The sequence below is a fragment of the Streptomyces sp. NPDC127197 genome (assembly GCF_042672405.1).
Classification (GTDB): domain Bacteria; phylum Actinomycetota; class Actinomycetes; order Streptomycetales; family Streptomycetaceae; genus Streptomyces; species Streptomyces flavusporus.
On sequence record NZ_JBHXVG010000001.1, the window covers coordinates 18641 to 34341 of the forward strand.

At 68.8% G+C, this 15701-nt stretch carries 13 protein-coding genes; all 13 read left to right on the forward strand.

The annotated features are described in order from the left end of the window. The first annotated feature begins 6 nt into the window (after positions 1-6). Genes ACFVJQ_RS00110 through nuoN form a run of 13 tightly spaced genes read left to right on the forward strand, consistent with a single transcriptional unit; the run spans position 7 to position 15654 of the window. Entirely contained in the window at positions 7-561 is a 555-nt protein-coding gene (locus tag ACFVJQ_RS00110; protein ID WP_023547484.1) for an NADH-quinone oxidoreductase subunit B family protein, read from the forward strand. After that, positions 558-1313 carry an NADH-quinone oxidoreductase subunit C gene (locus ACFVJQ_RS00115; RefSeq protein ID WP_385512516.1) on the forward strand — a complete coding sequence of 252 codons (756 nt, stop codon included), beginning with the start codon at positions 558-560 and terminating at the stop codon, positions 1311-1313. The genes ACFVJQ_RS00110 and ACFVJQ_RS00115 overlap by 4 nt, the downstream gene beginning before the upstream one ends. Beyond that, positions 1310-2641, forward strand: a complete 1332-nt coding sequence (locus ACFVJQ_RS00120; protein ID WP_385266463.1) for an NADH-quinone oxidoreductase subunit D — start codon at positions 1310-1312, stop codon at positions 2639-2641. Before ACFVJQ_RS00115 ends, ACFVJQ_RS00120 begins: the two co-directional genes overlap by 4 nt. Then, positions 2638-3510 (forward strand): NADH-quinone oxidoreductase subunit NuoE, encoded by an 873-nt coding sequence (gene nuoE, locus ACFVJQ_RS00125; RefSeq protein ID WP_385512515.1) that lies wholly within the window; start codon positions 2638-2640, stop codon positions 3508-3510. Before ACFVJQ_RS00120 ends, nuoE begins: the two co-directional genes overlap by 4 nt. Then, a complete protein-coding gene (gene nuoF / locus ACFVJQ_RS00130) occupies positions 3510-4859 on the forward strand; it encodes an NADH-quinone oxidoreductase subunit NuoF (RefSeq protein WP_385779746.1) in 1350 nt (449 codons plus the stop codon). The genes nuoE and nuoF overlap by 1 nt, the downstream gene beginning before the upstream one ends. Then, entirely contained in the window at positions 4856-7360 is a 2505-nt protein-coding gene (locus ACFVJQ_RS00135) for an NADH-quinone oxidoreductase subunit G (RefSeq protein ID WP_385779749.1), read from the forward strand. Before nuoF ends, ACFVJQ_RS00135 begins: the two co-directional genes overlap by 4 nt. Further along, positions 7357-8721 carry an NADH-quinone oxidoreductase subunit NuoH gene (gene nuoH / locus ACFVJQ_RS00140; protein WP_385779752.1) on the forward strand — a complete coding sequence of 455 codons (1365 nt, stop codon included), beginning with the start codon at positions 7357-7359 and terminating at the stop codon, positions 8719-8721. Before ACFVJQ_RS00135 ends, nuoH begins: the two co-directional genes overlap by 4 nt. After that, entirely contained in the window at positions 8714-9316 is a 603-nt protein-coding gene (gene nuoI, locus ACFVJQ_RS00145) for an NADH-quinone oxidoreductase subunit NuoI (protein WP_385779755.1), read from the forward strand. The genes nuoH and nuoI overlap by 8 nt, the downstream gene beginning before the upstream one ends. Continuing rightward, positions 9313-10155, forward strand: a complete 843-nt coding sequence (locus tag ACFVJQ_RS00150; RefSeq protein WP_385779758.1) for an NADH-quinone oxidoreductase subunit J — start codon at positions 9313-9315, stop codon at positions 10153-10155. Before nuoI ends, ACFVJQ_RS00150 begins: the two co-directional genes overlap by 4 nt. Further along, on the forward strand, positions 10152-10451 hold the full coding sequence (gene nuoK, locus ACFVJQ_RS00155; protein WP_129799341.1) for an NADH-quinone oxidoreductase subunit NuoK: 300 nt from the start codon (positions 10152-10154) through the stop codon (positions 10449-10451). Before ACFVJQ_RS00150 ends, nuoK begins: the two co-directional genes overlap by 4 nt. A gap of 15 nt (positions 10452-10466) precedes the next feature. Beyond that, positions 10467-12431, forward strand: a complete 1965-nt coding sequence (nuoL, locus tag ACFVJQ_RS00160) for an NADH-quinone oxidoreductase subunit L (protein ID WP_385512509.1) — start codon at positions 10467-10469, stop codon at positions 12429-12431. A gap of 5 nt (positions 12432-12436) precedes the next feature. After that, positions 12437-14008: an NADH-quinone oxidoreductase subunit M gene (locus tag ACFVJQ_RS00165; protein ID WP_385512508.1), complete on the forward strand. Its 1572-nt coding sequence runs from the start codon at positions 12437-12439 to the stop codon at positions 14006-14008. Continuing rightward, positions 14005-15654 (forward strand): NADH-quinone oxidoreductase subunit NuoN, encoded by a 1650-nt coding sequence (nuoN, locus tag ACFVJQ_RS00170; protein WP_385512507.1) that lies wholly within the window; start codon positions 14005-14007, stop codon positions 15652-15654. Before ACFVJQ_RS00165 ends, nuoN begins: the two co-directional genes overlap by 4 nt. The last annotated feature ends 47 nt before the right edge of the window (positions 15655-15701 follow it).

Below are 15701 nucleotides of genomic sequence, written 5' to 3' on the forward strand. Positions count from 1 at the left end.
TAAGTCATGGGACTCGAAGAAAAGCTGCCGAGCGGTTTCCTGCTGACCACCGTCGAGCAGGCCGCGGGCTGGGTGCGCAAGGCGTCGGTCTTCCCCGCCACGTTCGGCCTCGCCTGCTGTGCCATCGAGATGATGACCACCGGCGCAGGCCGCTACGACCTGGCGCGCTTCGGCATGGAGGTCTTCCGCGGTTCACCCCGGCAGGCGGACCTGATGATCGTCGCCGGCCGGGTCAGCCAGAAGATGGCGCCCGTGCTGCGGCAGGTCTACGACCAGATGCCGAACCCCAAGTGGGTGATCTCCATGGGCGTGTGCGCGTCCTCGGGCGGCATGTTCAACAACTACGCCATCGTCCAGGGCGTCGACCACATCGTCCCGGTCGACATCTATCTCCCCGGCTGCCCGCCCCGGCCGGAGATGCTGATGGACGCGATCCTCAAGCTCCACCACAAGATCCAGACCTCCAAGCTCGGCGTGAACGCCGAGGAGGCGGCCCGGGAGGCGGAGGAAGCGGCGCTCAAGGCCCTGCCGACGATCGAGATGAAGGGGCTGCTGCGATGAGCGACGCGAACGGCACCAACGGGGCGTCGAACGGGGTCAACCCCGAGAAGGACCTCGGCGCCTCCAACCTCCCCGGACAGCGCGGCGAGCACGGCGAGGAGATCCGCGTCCAGCGCGGCATGTTCGGCGCCAACAACGGCGGCGACACCTCCGGCTACGGCGGCCTGGTCCGCTCGGTCCGGCTCCCGGGACCGGCGGCCCGCCCCTACGGCGGCTGGTTCGACGAGGTCGCCGACGAGCTCGAGGGCGCCCTGGAGGAGCAGGGCCTGCTCCCCGAGAACGCCATCGAGAAGACGGTCGTCGACCGCGGCGAACTCACCTTCCACATCGAACGCGAGCACCTGGTCCGCGTCGCCCGCACCCTGCGCGACGACCCGGCCCTGCGCTTCGAACTGTGCACCGGCGTCAGCGGCGTCCACTACCCGAACGACAAGGGCCGCGAGCTGCACGCCGTCTACCACCTGCGCTCGATCACCCACAACCGGCTGATCCGCCTCGAAGTCAGCGCCCCCGACAGCGACCGGCACATCCCGTCGCTGGTCTCCGTGTATCCGACCAACGACTGGCACGAGCGCGAGACCTATGACTTCTTCGGCATCGTCTTCGACGGTCACCCGGCCCTGACGCGGATCATGATGCCGGACGACTGGCAGGGCCATCCGCAGCGCAAGGACTACCCCCTCGGCGGCATCCCCGTCGAGTACAAGGGCGCCCAGATCCCGGCTCCGGACCAGCGGAGGTCGTACTCGTGAGCACGCACTCAACAGCCGCCGCGTCGGCACGCGAGACCACCGAGGGCACCGTATATACGGTCACCGGTGGCGACTGGGACGAGGTCGTCCAGTCCGCGGCCCGCGCCGACGACGAACGCATCGTCGTCAACATGGGCCCCCAGCACCCGTCCACCCACGGTGTGCTCCGCCTCATCCTGGAGATCGAGGGCGAGACGGTCACCGAGGCCCGCTGCGGCATCGGCTACCTCCACACCGGCATCGAGAAGAACCTCGAGTTCCGCACGTGGACGCAGGGCACCACGTTCGTGACGCGCATGGACTACCTGACGTCCTTCTTCAACGAGACCGGCTACTGCCTCGCCGTCGAGAAACTCCTCGGCATCGAGGACCAGATCCCCGACCGGGCCACGATCATCCGGGTGCTCCTGATGGAGCTGAACCGGCTCTCCTCGCACCTGGTGTGCATCGCCACCGGCGGCATGGAGCTGGGCGCCACCACGATCATGATCTACGGATTCCGTGATCGTGAAATGATTCTCGACATCTACGAGCTCATCACGGGCCTCAGGATGAACCACGCGTACATCCGGCCCGGCGGACTCGCCCAGGACCTGCCGCCCGGTGCGGTGGACCAGATCCGCGAGTTCGTGAAGAAGATGAAGAAGAACCTCCCGGAGTACGACAAGCTCGCCACCGGGAACCCCATCTTCAAGGCCCGCATGCAGGACATCGGCTATCTCGACCTGGCCGGCTGCATGGCCCTCGGCGCCACCGGACCGATCCTGCGCGCCACCGGCCTGCCGCACGACCTGCGCAAGGCCCAGCCGTACTGCGGCTACGAGACGTACGACTTCGACATCCCGACCGCAGACACCTGCGACGCATACGGCCGCTTCCTGATCCGCCTCGAGGAGATGCGCCAGTCGCTCAGGATCGTCGAGCAGTGCCTGGACCGGCTGCAGCCGGGACCGGTCATGGTCGCCGACAAGAAGATCGCCTGGCCGGCCCAGCTCGCCCTCGGACCGGACGGACTGGGCAACTCCCTCGACCACATCAAGAAGATCATGGGCACCTCCATGGAGGCCCTGATCCACCACTTCAAGCTGGTGACCGAGGGCTTCCGCGTCCCGCCGGGACAGGCGTACACGGCGGTCGAGTCGCCCAAGGGCGAGCTCGGGGTGCACGCCGTGTCCGACGGCGGCACCCGCCCCTACCGGGTCCACTTCCGCGACCCGTCCTTCACCAATCTGCAGGCCATGGCGGCGATGTGCGAGGGCGGCCAGGTCGCCGACGTCATCGTCGCCGTCGCGTCCATCGACCCCGTGATGGGAGGCGTCGACCGGTGACCACCAGTTCCTCGGAGCGGGGCGTCAGCCTGGGCATGCCCGAACTGCCCGCGCCCGACTACCCGGACGACGTTCGAGCCCGGCTCGAGCGGGACGCGCGCGAGATCATCGCCCGCTACCCCGACTCCCGGTCCGCCCTCCTGCCGTTGCTGCACCTGGTGCAGTCGGAGGAGGGCCATGTCACGCGCACCGGAATGCGGTTCTGCGCGGACATGCTGCACCTGACCACGGCGGAGGTCACCGCGGTCGCCACCTTCTACACCATGTACCGGCGCAGGCCCTCCGGTGACTACCAGGTCGGGGTGTGCACCAACACGCTGTGCGCGGTGATGGGCGGTGACGCGATCTTCGAGGCGCTCCAGGAGCACCTGGGCGTCGGCAACGGCGAGACCACCGACGACGGCAAGGTGACCCTGGAGCACATCGAGTGCAACGCGGCCTGCGACTTCGCGCCGGTCGTGATGGTCAACTGGGAGTTCTTCGACAACCAGACCGTGGACAGTGCGAAGCGCCTGGTGGACGACTTGCGCGCGGGAGCACAGGTCGCGCCGACCCGCGGGGCCCCGCTGTGCACGTTCAAGGAGACCGCCCGGATCCTGGCGGGCTTCCCCGACGAGCGGGCCGGGGCCGTCGAGGCGACCGGCAGCGCGGGACCCGCTTCGCTGGTGGGCCTCCGCCTGGCCAGGGGAGAGGCCGCACCCGCGCGCGTGGTCCACCCGCGGGAGGGGGGACCGCACGACGCGCCGCAGGACAGGGCCGTTCACGAGCCGTCGCCCGCCGAACACCTCAGCTCGCACGACGCGCCGCAGGACACATCGGCATCCGACCCCGCGCACCCCGCCGGGCCTGTCGCAGAGGAGGGGGAGTGATGACGTTGGCACCCGAGCTCAAGGACCCGAGCCCCGAGAAGCTGCTCGCACCCGTGCTGTCGGCCTTCTGGGACGAGGACAGGTCCTGGACGCTGGACGTGTACCGAAGGCACGAGGGATACGAGGGGCTCCGCAAGGCGCTCGCGATGTCGCCGGACGACCTCATCGCGTACGTCAAGGACTCCGGGCTGCGCGGCCGCGGCGGCGCGGGATTCCCGACGGGAATGAAATGGCAGTTCATTCCCCAAGGTGATGGAAAACCGCACTATCTAGTTGTCAACGCCGACGAATCGGAGCCCGGAACCTGCAAGGACATTCCGCTCCTCTTCGCGAACCCGCACAGCCTCATCGAGGGCATGATCATGGCGTGTTATGCCATCAGGTCGTCGCATGCCTTCATCTATCTGCGTGGTGAGGTCGTCCCCGTATTGCGGCGGCTGCACTCAGCTGTCGCTGAGGCCTACGCGGCCGGCTACCTCGGCAAGAACATCCTGGGCAGCGGACTCGACCTCGACATCACCGTGCACGCGGGCGCGGGCGCGTACATCTGCGGTGAGGAGACCGCACTGCTGGACTCGCTCGAGGGCCGCCGTGGTCAACCGCGGCTCCGTCCCCCCTTCCCTGCTGTCGCGGGCCTCTATGCGTGCCCGACTGTGGTGAACAACGTCGAGTCGATCGCGTCGGTTCCCGCCATCCTGAAAAACGGCAAGGAATGGTTCAGGTCGATGGGCAGCGAGAAGTCCCCGGGCTTCACGCTCTACTCGCTCAGCGGCCATGTCGCGAGCCCCGGCCAGTACGAGGCCCCGCTCGGTATCACGCTGCGCCAACTCCTCGACATGAGCGGCGGGATGCGACCCGGCCACCGACTGAAGTTCTGGACGCCGGGCGGCTCCTCGACACCGATGTTCACCGACGAGCATCTCGATGTCCCTCTTGACTACGAAGGAGTGGGCGCCGCGGGTTCCATGCTCGGCACGAAAGCCCTGCAGTGCTTCGACGAGACGACCTGCGTCGTCCGCGCCGTCACCCGCTGGACCGAGTTCTACGCCCATGAGTCCTGCGGCAAGTGCACACCCTGCCGCGAAGGCACGTACTGGCTCGTGCAGTTGCTGCGTGACATCGAGGCCGGCAAGGGCGTGATGAGTGACCTCGACAAGCTGAACGACATCGCCGACAACATCAACGGCAAGTCCTTCTGTGCCCTCGGCGACGGTGCCGCCTCGCCGATCTTCTCCTCGCTGAAGTACTTCCGCGAGGAGTACGAGCAGCACATCACGGGCCGCGGCTGCCCCTTCGACCCGGCCAAGTCGACGGCCTGGGCCGACCACCGCACGGAGGTGAACGCATGACTGTGACCACGAGCGCTCCCTCCGGAGGGGGAGAGGCGGCGGTCCCGCCGGAAGATCTGGTGACGCTGACGATCGACGGCATCGAGATCAGCGTGCCCAAGGGCACTCTGGTCATCCGGGCTGCCGAGCAACTCGGCATCGAGATCCCCCGGTTCTGCGACCATCCCCTCCTCGACCCGGCCGGCGCCTGCCGCCAGTGCATCGTCGAGGTCGAGGGTCAGCGCAAGCCCATGGCGTCCTGCACCATCACCTGCACCGACGGGATGGTGGTGAAGACCCACCTCACCTCGCCGGTCGCCGAGAAGGCCCAGAAGGGTGTGATGGAGCTGCTGCTCATCAACCACCCGCTGGACTGCCCGGTCTGCGACAAGGGCGGCGAGTGCCCGCTGCAGAACCAGGCCATGTCGCACGGCAACGCCGAGTCCCGCTTCGAGGGCAGGAAGCGGACCTTCGAGAAGCCGGTCCCGATCTCCTCGCAGGTGCTGCTCGACCGCGAGCGGTGCGTGCTGTGCGCGCGCTGCACCCGGTTCTCCAACCAGGTCGCCGGTGACCCGATGATCGAGCTGCTCGAGCGCGGCGCGCTCCAGCAGGTCGGGACCGGTGAGGGCGACCCCTTCGAGTCGTACTTCTCCGGGAACACCATCCAGATCTGCCCGGTCGGCGCACTCACCTCGGCGGCGTACCGCTTCCGCTCCCGCCCCTTCGACCTCGTCTCCTCACCCTCCGTGTGCGAGCACTGCTCCGGCGGCTGCGCCACGCGCACCGACCACCGGCGCGGCAAGGTCATGCGGCGGCTCGCCGCCAACGACCCCGAGGTCAACGAGGAGTGGATCTGCGACAAGGGGCGCTTCGCGTTCCGGTACGCGCAGCTGCGGGACCGGCTGGAGACGCCTCTGGTACGCAACCCCGAGGGCGATCTGGTGCCCGCCTCCTGGCCGGAAGCGCTGCAGATCGCCGCTCAGGGACTCCTCGCCTCGCGCGGGCGCACCGGTGTCCTCACGGGCGGCCGTCTCACCATCGAGGACGCCTACGCCTACAGCAAGTTCGCGCGCGTGGCGCTCGACACCAACGACATCGACTTCCGCGCGCGTCCGCACAGCAGCGAGGAGGCCGACTTCCTCGCCGCGCGGATCGCCGGACGCGGGCGCGACCTCGACGGTGAGGGTGTCACGTACACCTCCCTGGAGAAGGCGCCCGCCGTCCTGCTGGCCGGGTTCGAGTCGGAGGAGGAGGCCCCCGGCGTCTTCCTGCGGCTGCGCAAGGCCTGGCGGGGGCACGGACAGAAGGTGTTCTCGCTGGCCACGCACACCACGCGTGGTCTGGAGAAGGCCGGCGGCACGCTGCTGCCGGCGGCTCCGGGTACCGAGACCGAGTGGCTGGACGCGCTCGCGAGCGGGGTCGGCCTGGAGGAGGACGGCGCCAGGGCCGCTCAGGCGCTGCGCGCCGAGGGCGCGGTGATCGTCGTCGGCGAGCGGCTGGCCGGGGTCGCCGGTGGCCTCACCGCCGCCGTACGGGCCGCCTCCGCGACCGGCGCGCAGCTGGTGTGGATCCCGCGTCGCGCAGGGGAGCGGGGCGCCATCGAAGCGGGCGCGTTGCCGTCGCTGCTGCCGGGCGGACGTCCGGCCACCGACCCACGCGCGCGTGAGGAGGTCGCCGCCGCCTGGGGTGTCGCCGACCTCCCGCACCGCTACGGCCGTGACACCGGCCGGATCATCCAGGCCGCCGCAAACGGCGACCTCCAGGCACTGCTGGTCGCGGGCGTGGAGATCACCGACCTGCCCGACCCGGCACGCGCGCGTGAAGCACTCGCCGAAGTCGGCTTCGTGGTGTCGCTCGAACTGCGGCCCAGCGAGGTCACGGAACTCGCGGACGTGGTCCTCCCGGTCGCCGCGGTCGCCGAGAAGGCGGGCGCCTTCCTCAACTGGGAGGGCCGGGTCCGCTTCTTCGAGGCCGCGCTCAAGCCCGACCAGATGAGCCGCCGACTGGCACCCACCGACGCACGCGTGCTGCAGATGCTGGCCGACGCCATGGACGTACACCTGGGTCTGCCGGATCTGCGGACCGCGCGCGCGGAGCTGGACCGACTCGGGGTCTGGGACGGACCGCGGGCCACCGACCCCCTCGAGACGGCGAGCGTGCTGCCGCGTCCGGCGGCCGGGGAAGCCGTCCTGGCCGGGCACCGGCTGCTGCTCGACCGGGGTGTGTTCCAGGAGGGCGACGAGGCGCTCGCCGGGACCCGGCACGCCGCACGCGCGCGCGTGTCGCCCGCCACGGCCGCCGAGGCGGGCGTCAAGGACGGCGACGCGCTTGCCGTGACCGGCCCCGCCGGCACCGTCGAGCTCCCGTTGCAGATCACCGAGATGCCCGACCGTGTGGTCTGGCTCCCGCTGAACTCGGTCGGCGGGGGCGTCGCCTCCGGCACCGGGGCTCTGCCCGGCTCCCTCGTCCGCATCGGCCCGGCGACCCTCGCCAGCGAGGCCCCCAAGGAGGTGGAGGCATGAGCCCGTACCTCGCCGTTGAAGACCTCTCGATGTTCGGCCGCGACCCGTGGTGGCTGGTCGCCGTCAAGGCGGTCTTCTGCTTCGCCTTCCTGATGGTGACCGTGCTGTTCTCCATCGTCTGGGAGCGCAAGGTCGTCGCCTGGATGCAACTGCGCATCGGCCCCAACCGGCACGGCCCCTGGGGCATGCTCCAGTCGCTCGCCGACGGCATCAAGCTGATGCTCAAGGAAGACGTCATCGTCAAACGCGCGGACAAGGTGGTCTACGTCCTCGCGCCGATCGTCGCGGCCATCCCGGCGTTCATGGCGATCGCGGTGATCCCCTTCGGCCCGGCCGGCAACGAGATCTCGATCTTCGGCCAGCGCACCACGATGCAGCTCACCGACCTGCCGATCGCGATGCTCTACATCCTCGCGGTCGCCTCGGTGGGCATCTACGGCATCGTGCTGGCGGGTTGGAGCTCCGGATCCACCTATCCGCTGCTCGGCGGTCTGCGCGCCTGCGCGCAGATGATCTCCTACGAGATCGCCATGGGCGCCGCGTTCGCCTCCGTCTTCCTCTACTCGGGGTCGATGTCGACATCGGCGATCGTCGAGGCGCAGGCGGACCGCTGGTACATCATCCTGCTGCCGGTCTCGTTCCTGATCTACATCGTGACCATGGTCGGCGAGACCAACCGCGCCCCGTTCGACATGCCGGAGTCCGAGGGCGACCTGGTCGGCGGTTTCAACACCGAGTACTCGTCGATCAAGTTCGCGATGTTCATGCTCGCCGAGTACGTGAACATGGTGACGGTCTCGGCCGTGTCCGTGACGCTCTTCCTGGGCGGCTGGCGGGCACCCTGGCCGGTCTCCACCTTCTGGGAGGGCGCGAACCACGGCTGGTGGCCGATGCTCTGGTTCGTCCTCAAGGTGCAGCTGCTGCTGTTCTTCTTCATCTGGCTGCGCGGCACGCTCCCGCGGATCCGCTACGACATGCTGATGAAGCTCGGCTGGAAGGTCCTCATCCCGGTCTCCGTGGTCTGGCTGATGCTCGTCGCGACCGTGCGGACCCTGCGCAACGAGAACTACGACTTCGCCGACATCGCCCTCTACGTCGGCGGCGGAGTCCTCGCCCTGCTCCTGCTCTCCTTCGTCGCGGACTTCTTCCGCGAGCGCGGCAAACCCGCGCCCGAACCGCCCGCCCAGGCCGCCGGCTTCGACCCGATGGCGGGCGGATTCCCCGTACCGCCGCTGCCCGGACAGGAGTTGCCGCCGGTGCCGCGACGCAGGTCGCGGCGTGAGCGGGAGCTGATTGTCAGTGGTGGGCCTGATACTCAGAGTGACGAATCTCTGGATGGAAAGGAGGCGTCCGATGGCTGAGGAGCCCAAGGAGACCAAGCCCGGTTTCCTGAACCCCGTGGCCGGCTTCGGCGTGACCTTCAAGGCCATGTTCAAGAAGCGGCTGACCGAGCAGTACCCGGAGCAGCAGAAGACCACCGCCCCCCGGTTCCACGGACGGCACCAGCTCAACCGCCATCCGGACGGCCTGGAGAAGTGCGTCGGCTGCGAGCTGTGCGCCTGGGCCTGCCCCGCCGACGCCATCTATGTGGAGGGCGCGGACAACACCGACGAGGAGCGCTACTCGCCCGGCGAGCGGTACGGGCGCGTGTACCAGATCAACTACGCCCGCTGCATCCTGTGCGGCCTGTGCATCGAGGCGTGCCCCACGCGCGCGCTCACGATGACGAACGATTTCGAGCTGGCCGACTCCACCCGCGCCAACCTCATCTACACCAAGGAGCAGCTGCTCGCCGGCCTCGAAGAGGGCATGGTCGACTCGCCCCACGCGATCTACCCGGGGATGGACGAGCAGGACTACTACCGGGGGCTGGTCACCGAGGCCGCGCCCGGCACGGTCCAGCAAGTCGCCGTCTCCAAGGGAGAGAAGCCTTCCGAAGAGGAGGTGGACGCATGAGCATGCAGCTCGCCGCCTACACCACCTCCACCGGAGAGGCCGTCCAGTTCTGGATCCTCGGCACCGTCGCGGTGATCGGCGCCCTGTGCACCGTCTTCATGAAGAAGGCCGTGCACAGTGCGCTCTGCCTGGCCGGCACCATGATCGTCCTGGCGGTGTTCTACCTCGCCAACGGCGCCTACTTCCTGGGCATCGTGCAGATCGTCGTCTACACCGGCGCGATCATGATGCTGTTCCTGTTCGTGGTGATGCTCGTCGGCGTCACCGCGGCGGACTCCCTGAAGGAGGCCATCAAGGGCCAGCGCTGGCTGGCCCTGCTGTGCGGGCTCGGCTTCGGCATCCTGCTGGTCGGCGGCATCGGCAACGCCTCCCTGAAGGAGTTCAACGGCCTCGGCCAGGCGAACGCGGGCGGCAACGTGGAGGGCCTGGCGGCCCTCATCTTCACCAAGTACGTCTTCGCCTTCGAACTCACCGGCGTCCTGCTGATCACGGCCGCCGTCGGTGCCATGGTGCTCACCCACCGCGAGCGCACCGAGCGCGCCAAGACCCAGCGCGAACTGTCCGAGCAGCGCGTGCGCGAGGGCAAGTACGTACCGCCGCTGCCGGCGCCCGGTGTGTACGCCCGGCACAACGCCGTGGACATCGCGGGGCTGCTGCCCGACGGCACCCCGTCCGATCTGACCGTCAGCAAGACGCTGCGCGAACGGGGCCAGATCAGGGACGTGTCGACCGAGGCGATCAACGACCTGCGGGCGCTGGAACAGCGCGCGGAGGAACGCCTGGAGCGGAACGCGATCGAGCCGCCGCCGTTCAAGCGGACCGAGGAGGCGTCGAAGTGAACCCCGTCTACTACCTCTATCTCGCCGCCCTGCTGTTCACGATCGGCGCGACCGGCGTGCTGATCCGGCGGAACGCGATCGTGCTGTTCATGTGCATCGAGCTGATGCTCAACGCCTGCAACCTCGCGTTCGTCGCCTTCTCCCGGATGCACGGCAATCTCGACGGCCAGATCATCGCCTTCTTCACGATGGTCGTCGCCGCCGCCGAGGTCGTGGTCGGGCTCGCGATCATCGTGTCGCTGTTCCGTGCCCGTCACTCGGCCTCGGTCGACGACGCCAGCCTGATGAAGCTGTAAGGGGTCGGAAGAATCGTGGAGAACCTGATTGCGCTGCTGATCGCGGCGCCCCTGCTCGGAGCGGCCGTCCTGCTGTGCGGCGGCCGGCGGCTCGATGCCGTCGGCCACTGGATCGGCACGGTGCTCGCGGCCGTCTCCTTCATCCTCGGCGTCGTCCTCTTCGCCGACCTGCTGGGCAAGGACGCCGAGCACCGGACGCTCACGCAGCACCTGTTCAGCTGGATCCCGGTCGAGGGCTTCCAGGCCGACGTGGCCTTCCAGCTCGACCAGCTGTCCATGACGTTCGTACTGCTGATCACCGGCGTCGGCTCGCTGATCCACCTCTACTCGGTCGGGTACATGGAGCACGACGAGCGGCGCCGCCGCTTCTTCGGCTACCTGAACCTGTTCCTGGCGGCGATGCTGCTGCTCGTCCTCGCCGACAACTACCTGCTGCTGTACGTCGGCTGGGAGGGCGTCGGCCTCGCCTCCTACCTGCTGATCGGCTTCTGGCAGCACAAGCCCAGCGCCGCGACCGCCGCGAAGAAGGCCTTCCTGGTCAACCGTGTCGGCGACATGGGCCTGTCGATCGCGATCATGATCATGTTCGCGACCTTCGGGACCTTCGCCTTCGGCCCGGTGCTCGGCAGCCACGAGGAGCCGGGTCTCGTCGGCGACACCTCCGAGGGCACGCTCACCGCCATCGGCCTGATGCTGCTGCTCGCCGCCTGCGGCAAGTCCGCCCAGGTACCGCTCCAGTCCTGGCTCGGGGACGCGATGGAGGGCCCGACCCCGGTCTCGGCCCTCATCCACGCCGCGACGATGGTGACGGCGGGCGTGTACCTGATCGTCCGTTCCGGAGCGATCTTCAACGCCGCGCCCGACGCCCAGCTCGTGGTCACCATCGTGGGTGCGGTCACGCTCCTGTTCGGTGCGATCGTCGGTTGCGCGAAGGACGACATCAAGAAGGCGCTGGCCGGCTCGACCATGTCGCAGATCGGCTACATGATCCTCGCCGCGGGCCTCGGCCCCATCGGCTACATCTTCGCGATCATGCACCTGGTGACGCACGGCTTCTTCAAGGCCGGGCTGTTCCTCGGCGCCGGTTCGGTGATGCACGGCATGAACGACGAGGTCGACATGCGCAAGTACGGCGGCCTGCGCAAGTACATGCCGATCACCTTCGTCACCTTCGGCCTCGGCTACCTCGCGATCATCGGCTTCCCCGGTCTGTCCGGCTTCTTCTCCAAGGACAAGATCATCGAGGCGGCGTTCGCCAAGGGCGGTACCGAAGGCTGGATCCTCGGCGGTGCGGCCCTCCTCGGCGCGGCCATCACGGCGTACTACATGACGCGCGTGATGCTGCTGACGTTCTTCGGCGAGGAGCGCTGGCGGCACGCCCCGACACCGTCCCCGGCCGAGCCAAGCGTGGAGCCCGCCGCCGAAACGCGCGGCGAGCACGCGGAGCCGCACCCGCACGAGTCGCCCAAGGTCATGACGATCCCCATGATCCTGCTGGCCGTCGGGTCGGTCTTCGGCGGCGCGTTCTTCAGCATCGGTGACCGCTTCGTGCACTGGCTGGAGCCGGTCACCGGCCATGAGCACGGGCACCCGCCGGTCAGCGCCCTCACGGTCACGCTGGCCACCGTGGCCGTGATGGTGATCGGCGTCGGCATCGCGTACGCGCAGTACGGCCGCCGCCCGGTCCCGGTCGTCGCCCCGCGCGGGTCGCTGCTCACCCGGGCCGCCCGGCGCGACCTGCTCCAGGACGACTTCAACCACGTCGTCCTGGTCCGCGGCGGCGAGCACCTCACGCGCTCCCTGGTGTACGTCGACCACACCCTGGTCGACGGAGTCGTCAACGGCACGGCCGCCTCGGTCGGCGGCCTGTCCGGACGGATGCGCCGACTGCAGAACGGCTACGCGCGCAGTTACGCGGTCTCGATGTTCGGCGGCGCGGCGCTCATCGTCGCCGCGACCCTGCTGATGAGGGCGGTCTGATACCGATGTCCTTTCCTCTGCTGACAGCGACGGCGGCGCTCCCGGCACTCGGGGCGATCGCCACGGCCGCGGTACCGGCCGCGCGGCGCAACGCCGCCAAGTGGCTGGCGCTGCTCGTCTCGCTCGCCACCCTCGCCCTCGCCATCACGGTCCTGATCCGCTTCGACCCGGACGGCGACCGCTACCAGCTCACCGAATCCCACGCCTGGATCGCGGACTTCGGGGTGAGATACGAGCTGGGCGTGGACGGCATCGCGGTGGCGCTCATCGCGCTCACGGCGCTGCTGATCCCGTTCATCATCCTCGCGGGCTGGCACGACGCCGACCCACTGGAGACCGGAAGCAGGCGGTGGCGGCCGACACAGGGCTTCTTCGCCCTGATCCTGGCCGTCGAGGCGATGGTGATCCTCTCCTTCGAGGCCACCGACGTCTTCCTCTTCTACATCTTCTTCGAAGCCATGCTCATCCCGATGTACTTCCTCATCGGCGGCTTCGGGGACCGTGCCCACGAGCACGGCGAGGAGGCGGCGTCCACGCAACGGTCGTACGCGGCCGTGAAGTTCCTCCTCTACAACCTGGCCGGCGGTCTGATCATGCTGGCCGCGGTGATCGGCCTCTATGTGGTCGCCGGGAACTTCTCGCTCCAGGAGATCGCCGAGGCACGGGCCAACGGCTCGCTGGACATGGCGACCAGCACCGAACGCTGGCTGTTCCTGGGCTTCTTCTTCGCCTTCGCGGTGAAGGCCCCACTGTGGCCGCTGCACACCTGGCTGCCGAACGCGATGGGGGAGGCCACCGCCCCGGTCGCGGTGCTGATCACCGCGGTCGTCGACAAGGTGGGCACCTTCGCGATGCTCCGCTTCTGCCTCCAGCTGTTCCCGGAGGCGTCGAAGTGGGCGACGCCGGTCATCCTCGTCCTCGCCCTGATCAGCATCATCTACGGGGCGCTGCTCGCGGTCGGCCAGCGGGACATCAAGCGACTGGTGGCGTACGCGTCGATCTCCCACTTCGGCTTCATCATCATGGGCATCTTCGCGATGACCAGCCAGGGCCAGTCGGGCGCGACGCTGTACATGGTCAACCACGGCATCTCGACGGCCGCGCTGATGCTGGTGGCCGGATTCCTGATCTCGCGGCGCGGCTCGCGGCTCATCGCCGACTACGGAGGAGTGCAGAAGGTCGCCCCGGTGCTCGCCGGCACCTTCCTGATCGGCGCCCTCGCGACGCTGTCGTTGCCCGGACTCGCTCCGTTCGTGAGTGAATTCCTGGTCCTCGTCGGTACGTTCACGCGCTACCCGGCGATCGGCATCATCGCCACCTTCGGCATCGTCCTCGCCGCGCTCTACACCCTCGTCCTCTACCAGCGGACGATGACGGGGCCGGTGAAGCCGGAGGTCTCCGCGATGCCGGACCTCAGAGTGCGTGAGCTCGTGGTGGTCGCCCCGCTGGTCGCACTGTTGATCTTCCTGGGTGTCTACCCGAAGCCCGTCACGGACATCGTCAACCCGGCGGTGCAGCAGACCATGTCCGACGTACAGAAGACAGACCCTCAGCCCGAGGTGGAGGCGGCCAAGTGAGCGCAACAGCCGTCCACAGCCTGTGGACAACCGCGGCCGATCCCATCGGCAAGATCGACGCGCCGAAGATCGAGTACGCACAACTGTCGCCCATGCTGATCGTCATCGGCGCGGCGATCGTCGGGGTGCTGGTCGAGGCGTTCGTACCGCGCAAATCCCGTTATTACGCCCAGATGTTCGTGTCCGTCGTCGGCCTCGCCGCCGCGTTCGCCGCGGCCGTCGCCCTGGCGGCGGACGGATACGGCACCACCAAGGCGCGTATCGCGGCGATGGGCGCCATCGCGGTCGACGGGCCGGCCCTGTTCCTGCAGGGCACGATCCTGCTGGCCGCGCTGGTCGCCCTGTTCACCTTCGCCGAACGGCGACTGGACCCGGCCGCCCACGGCAACCGGGTCGACTCCTTCGCCGCGCAGGCGGCCTCCGTGCCCGGCAGCGACAGCGAGAAGGCCGCGGTGAAGGCCGGTTTCACCACGACCGAGGTCTTCCCGCTGCTGCTCTTCGCGGTCGCCGGCATGCTGCTCTTCCCCGCGGCCAACGACCTGCTGACGCTGTTCGTGGCCCTGGAGGTCTTCTCGCTGCCGCTGTACCTGATGTGCGCGCTGGCCCGTCGCAAACGGCTGATGTCGCAGGAGGCCGCGGTCAAGTACTTCCTGCTCGGTGCGTTCGCCTCCGCGTTCACGCTGTTCGGCATCGCGATGCTGTACGGCTACTCCGGCTCGATGTCGTACGCGACGATCGCCCGGGTCGTCGACGGCACGGTCACCGACGTCACGCCGGCGCTCGCGGACACCATGGGCAACGACGCGCTGCTCCTGCTCGGCGCCGCGCTGATCGTCATGGGGCTGCTGTTCAAGGTGGGCGCTGTCCCGTTCCACATGTGGACGCCGGATGTGTACCAGGGGGCGCCGACGCCGGTGACCGGCTTCATGGCAGCGGCGACCAAGGTGGCCGCGTTCGGCGCGCTGCTGCGCATCCTGTACGTCGTGCTGCCGGGGCTGCGCTGGGACTGGCGGCCGGTGATGTGGGGCGTCGCGATCGTCACCATGCTGGGCGGTGCGATCGTCGCGATCACGCAGACCGACATCAAGCGGCTGCTGGCGTACTCGTCGATCGCGCACGCCGGCTTCATCCTGGCCGGTGTCATCGCGACGAGTCCGGACGGCGTCTCGTCGGTCCTCTTCTACCTGGCGGCGTACTCGTTCGTGACGATCGGCGCGTTCGCGGTGGTGACGCTGGTGCGTGACGCCGGCGGTGAGGCGACGCACCTGTCCAAGTGGGCCGGTCTGGGCCGCCGTTCGCCGCTGGTCGCGGCCGTGTTCGCGGTGTTCCTGCTCGCTTTCGCGGGCATTCCGCTGACCTCCGGGTTCGCCGGGAAGTTCGCCGTGTTCAAGGCGGCGGCGGAGGGCGGGGCGGCGCCGCTGGTGGTGGTCGGCGTGATCTCCTCGGCGATCGCCGCGTTCTTCTACATCCGGGTCATCGTGCTGATGTTCTTCAGCGAGCCGCGCCCCGAGGGGCCGACGGTCGCGGTGCCGTCGCCGCTGACGATGACGGCGATCGGGGTGGGGGTTGCGGTGACGCTGGTGTTGGGTGTGGCGCCGCAGTACTTCCTGGATCTGGCGGGGGATGCGGGGGTGTTTGTGCGCTGAGCCGATCCGGACGTGCGGCCGCCCGGCATCCCTGGTCCTGGGGTGCC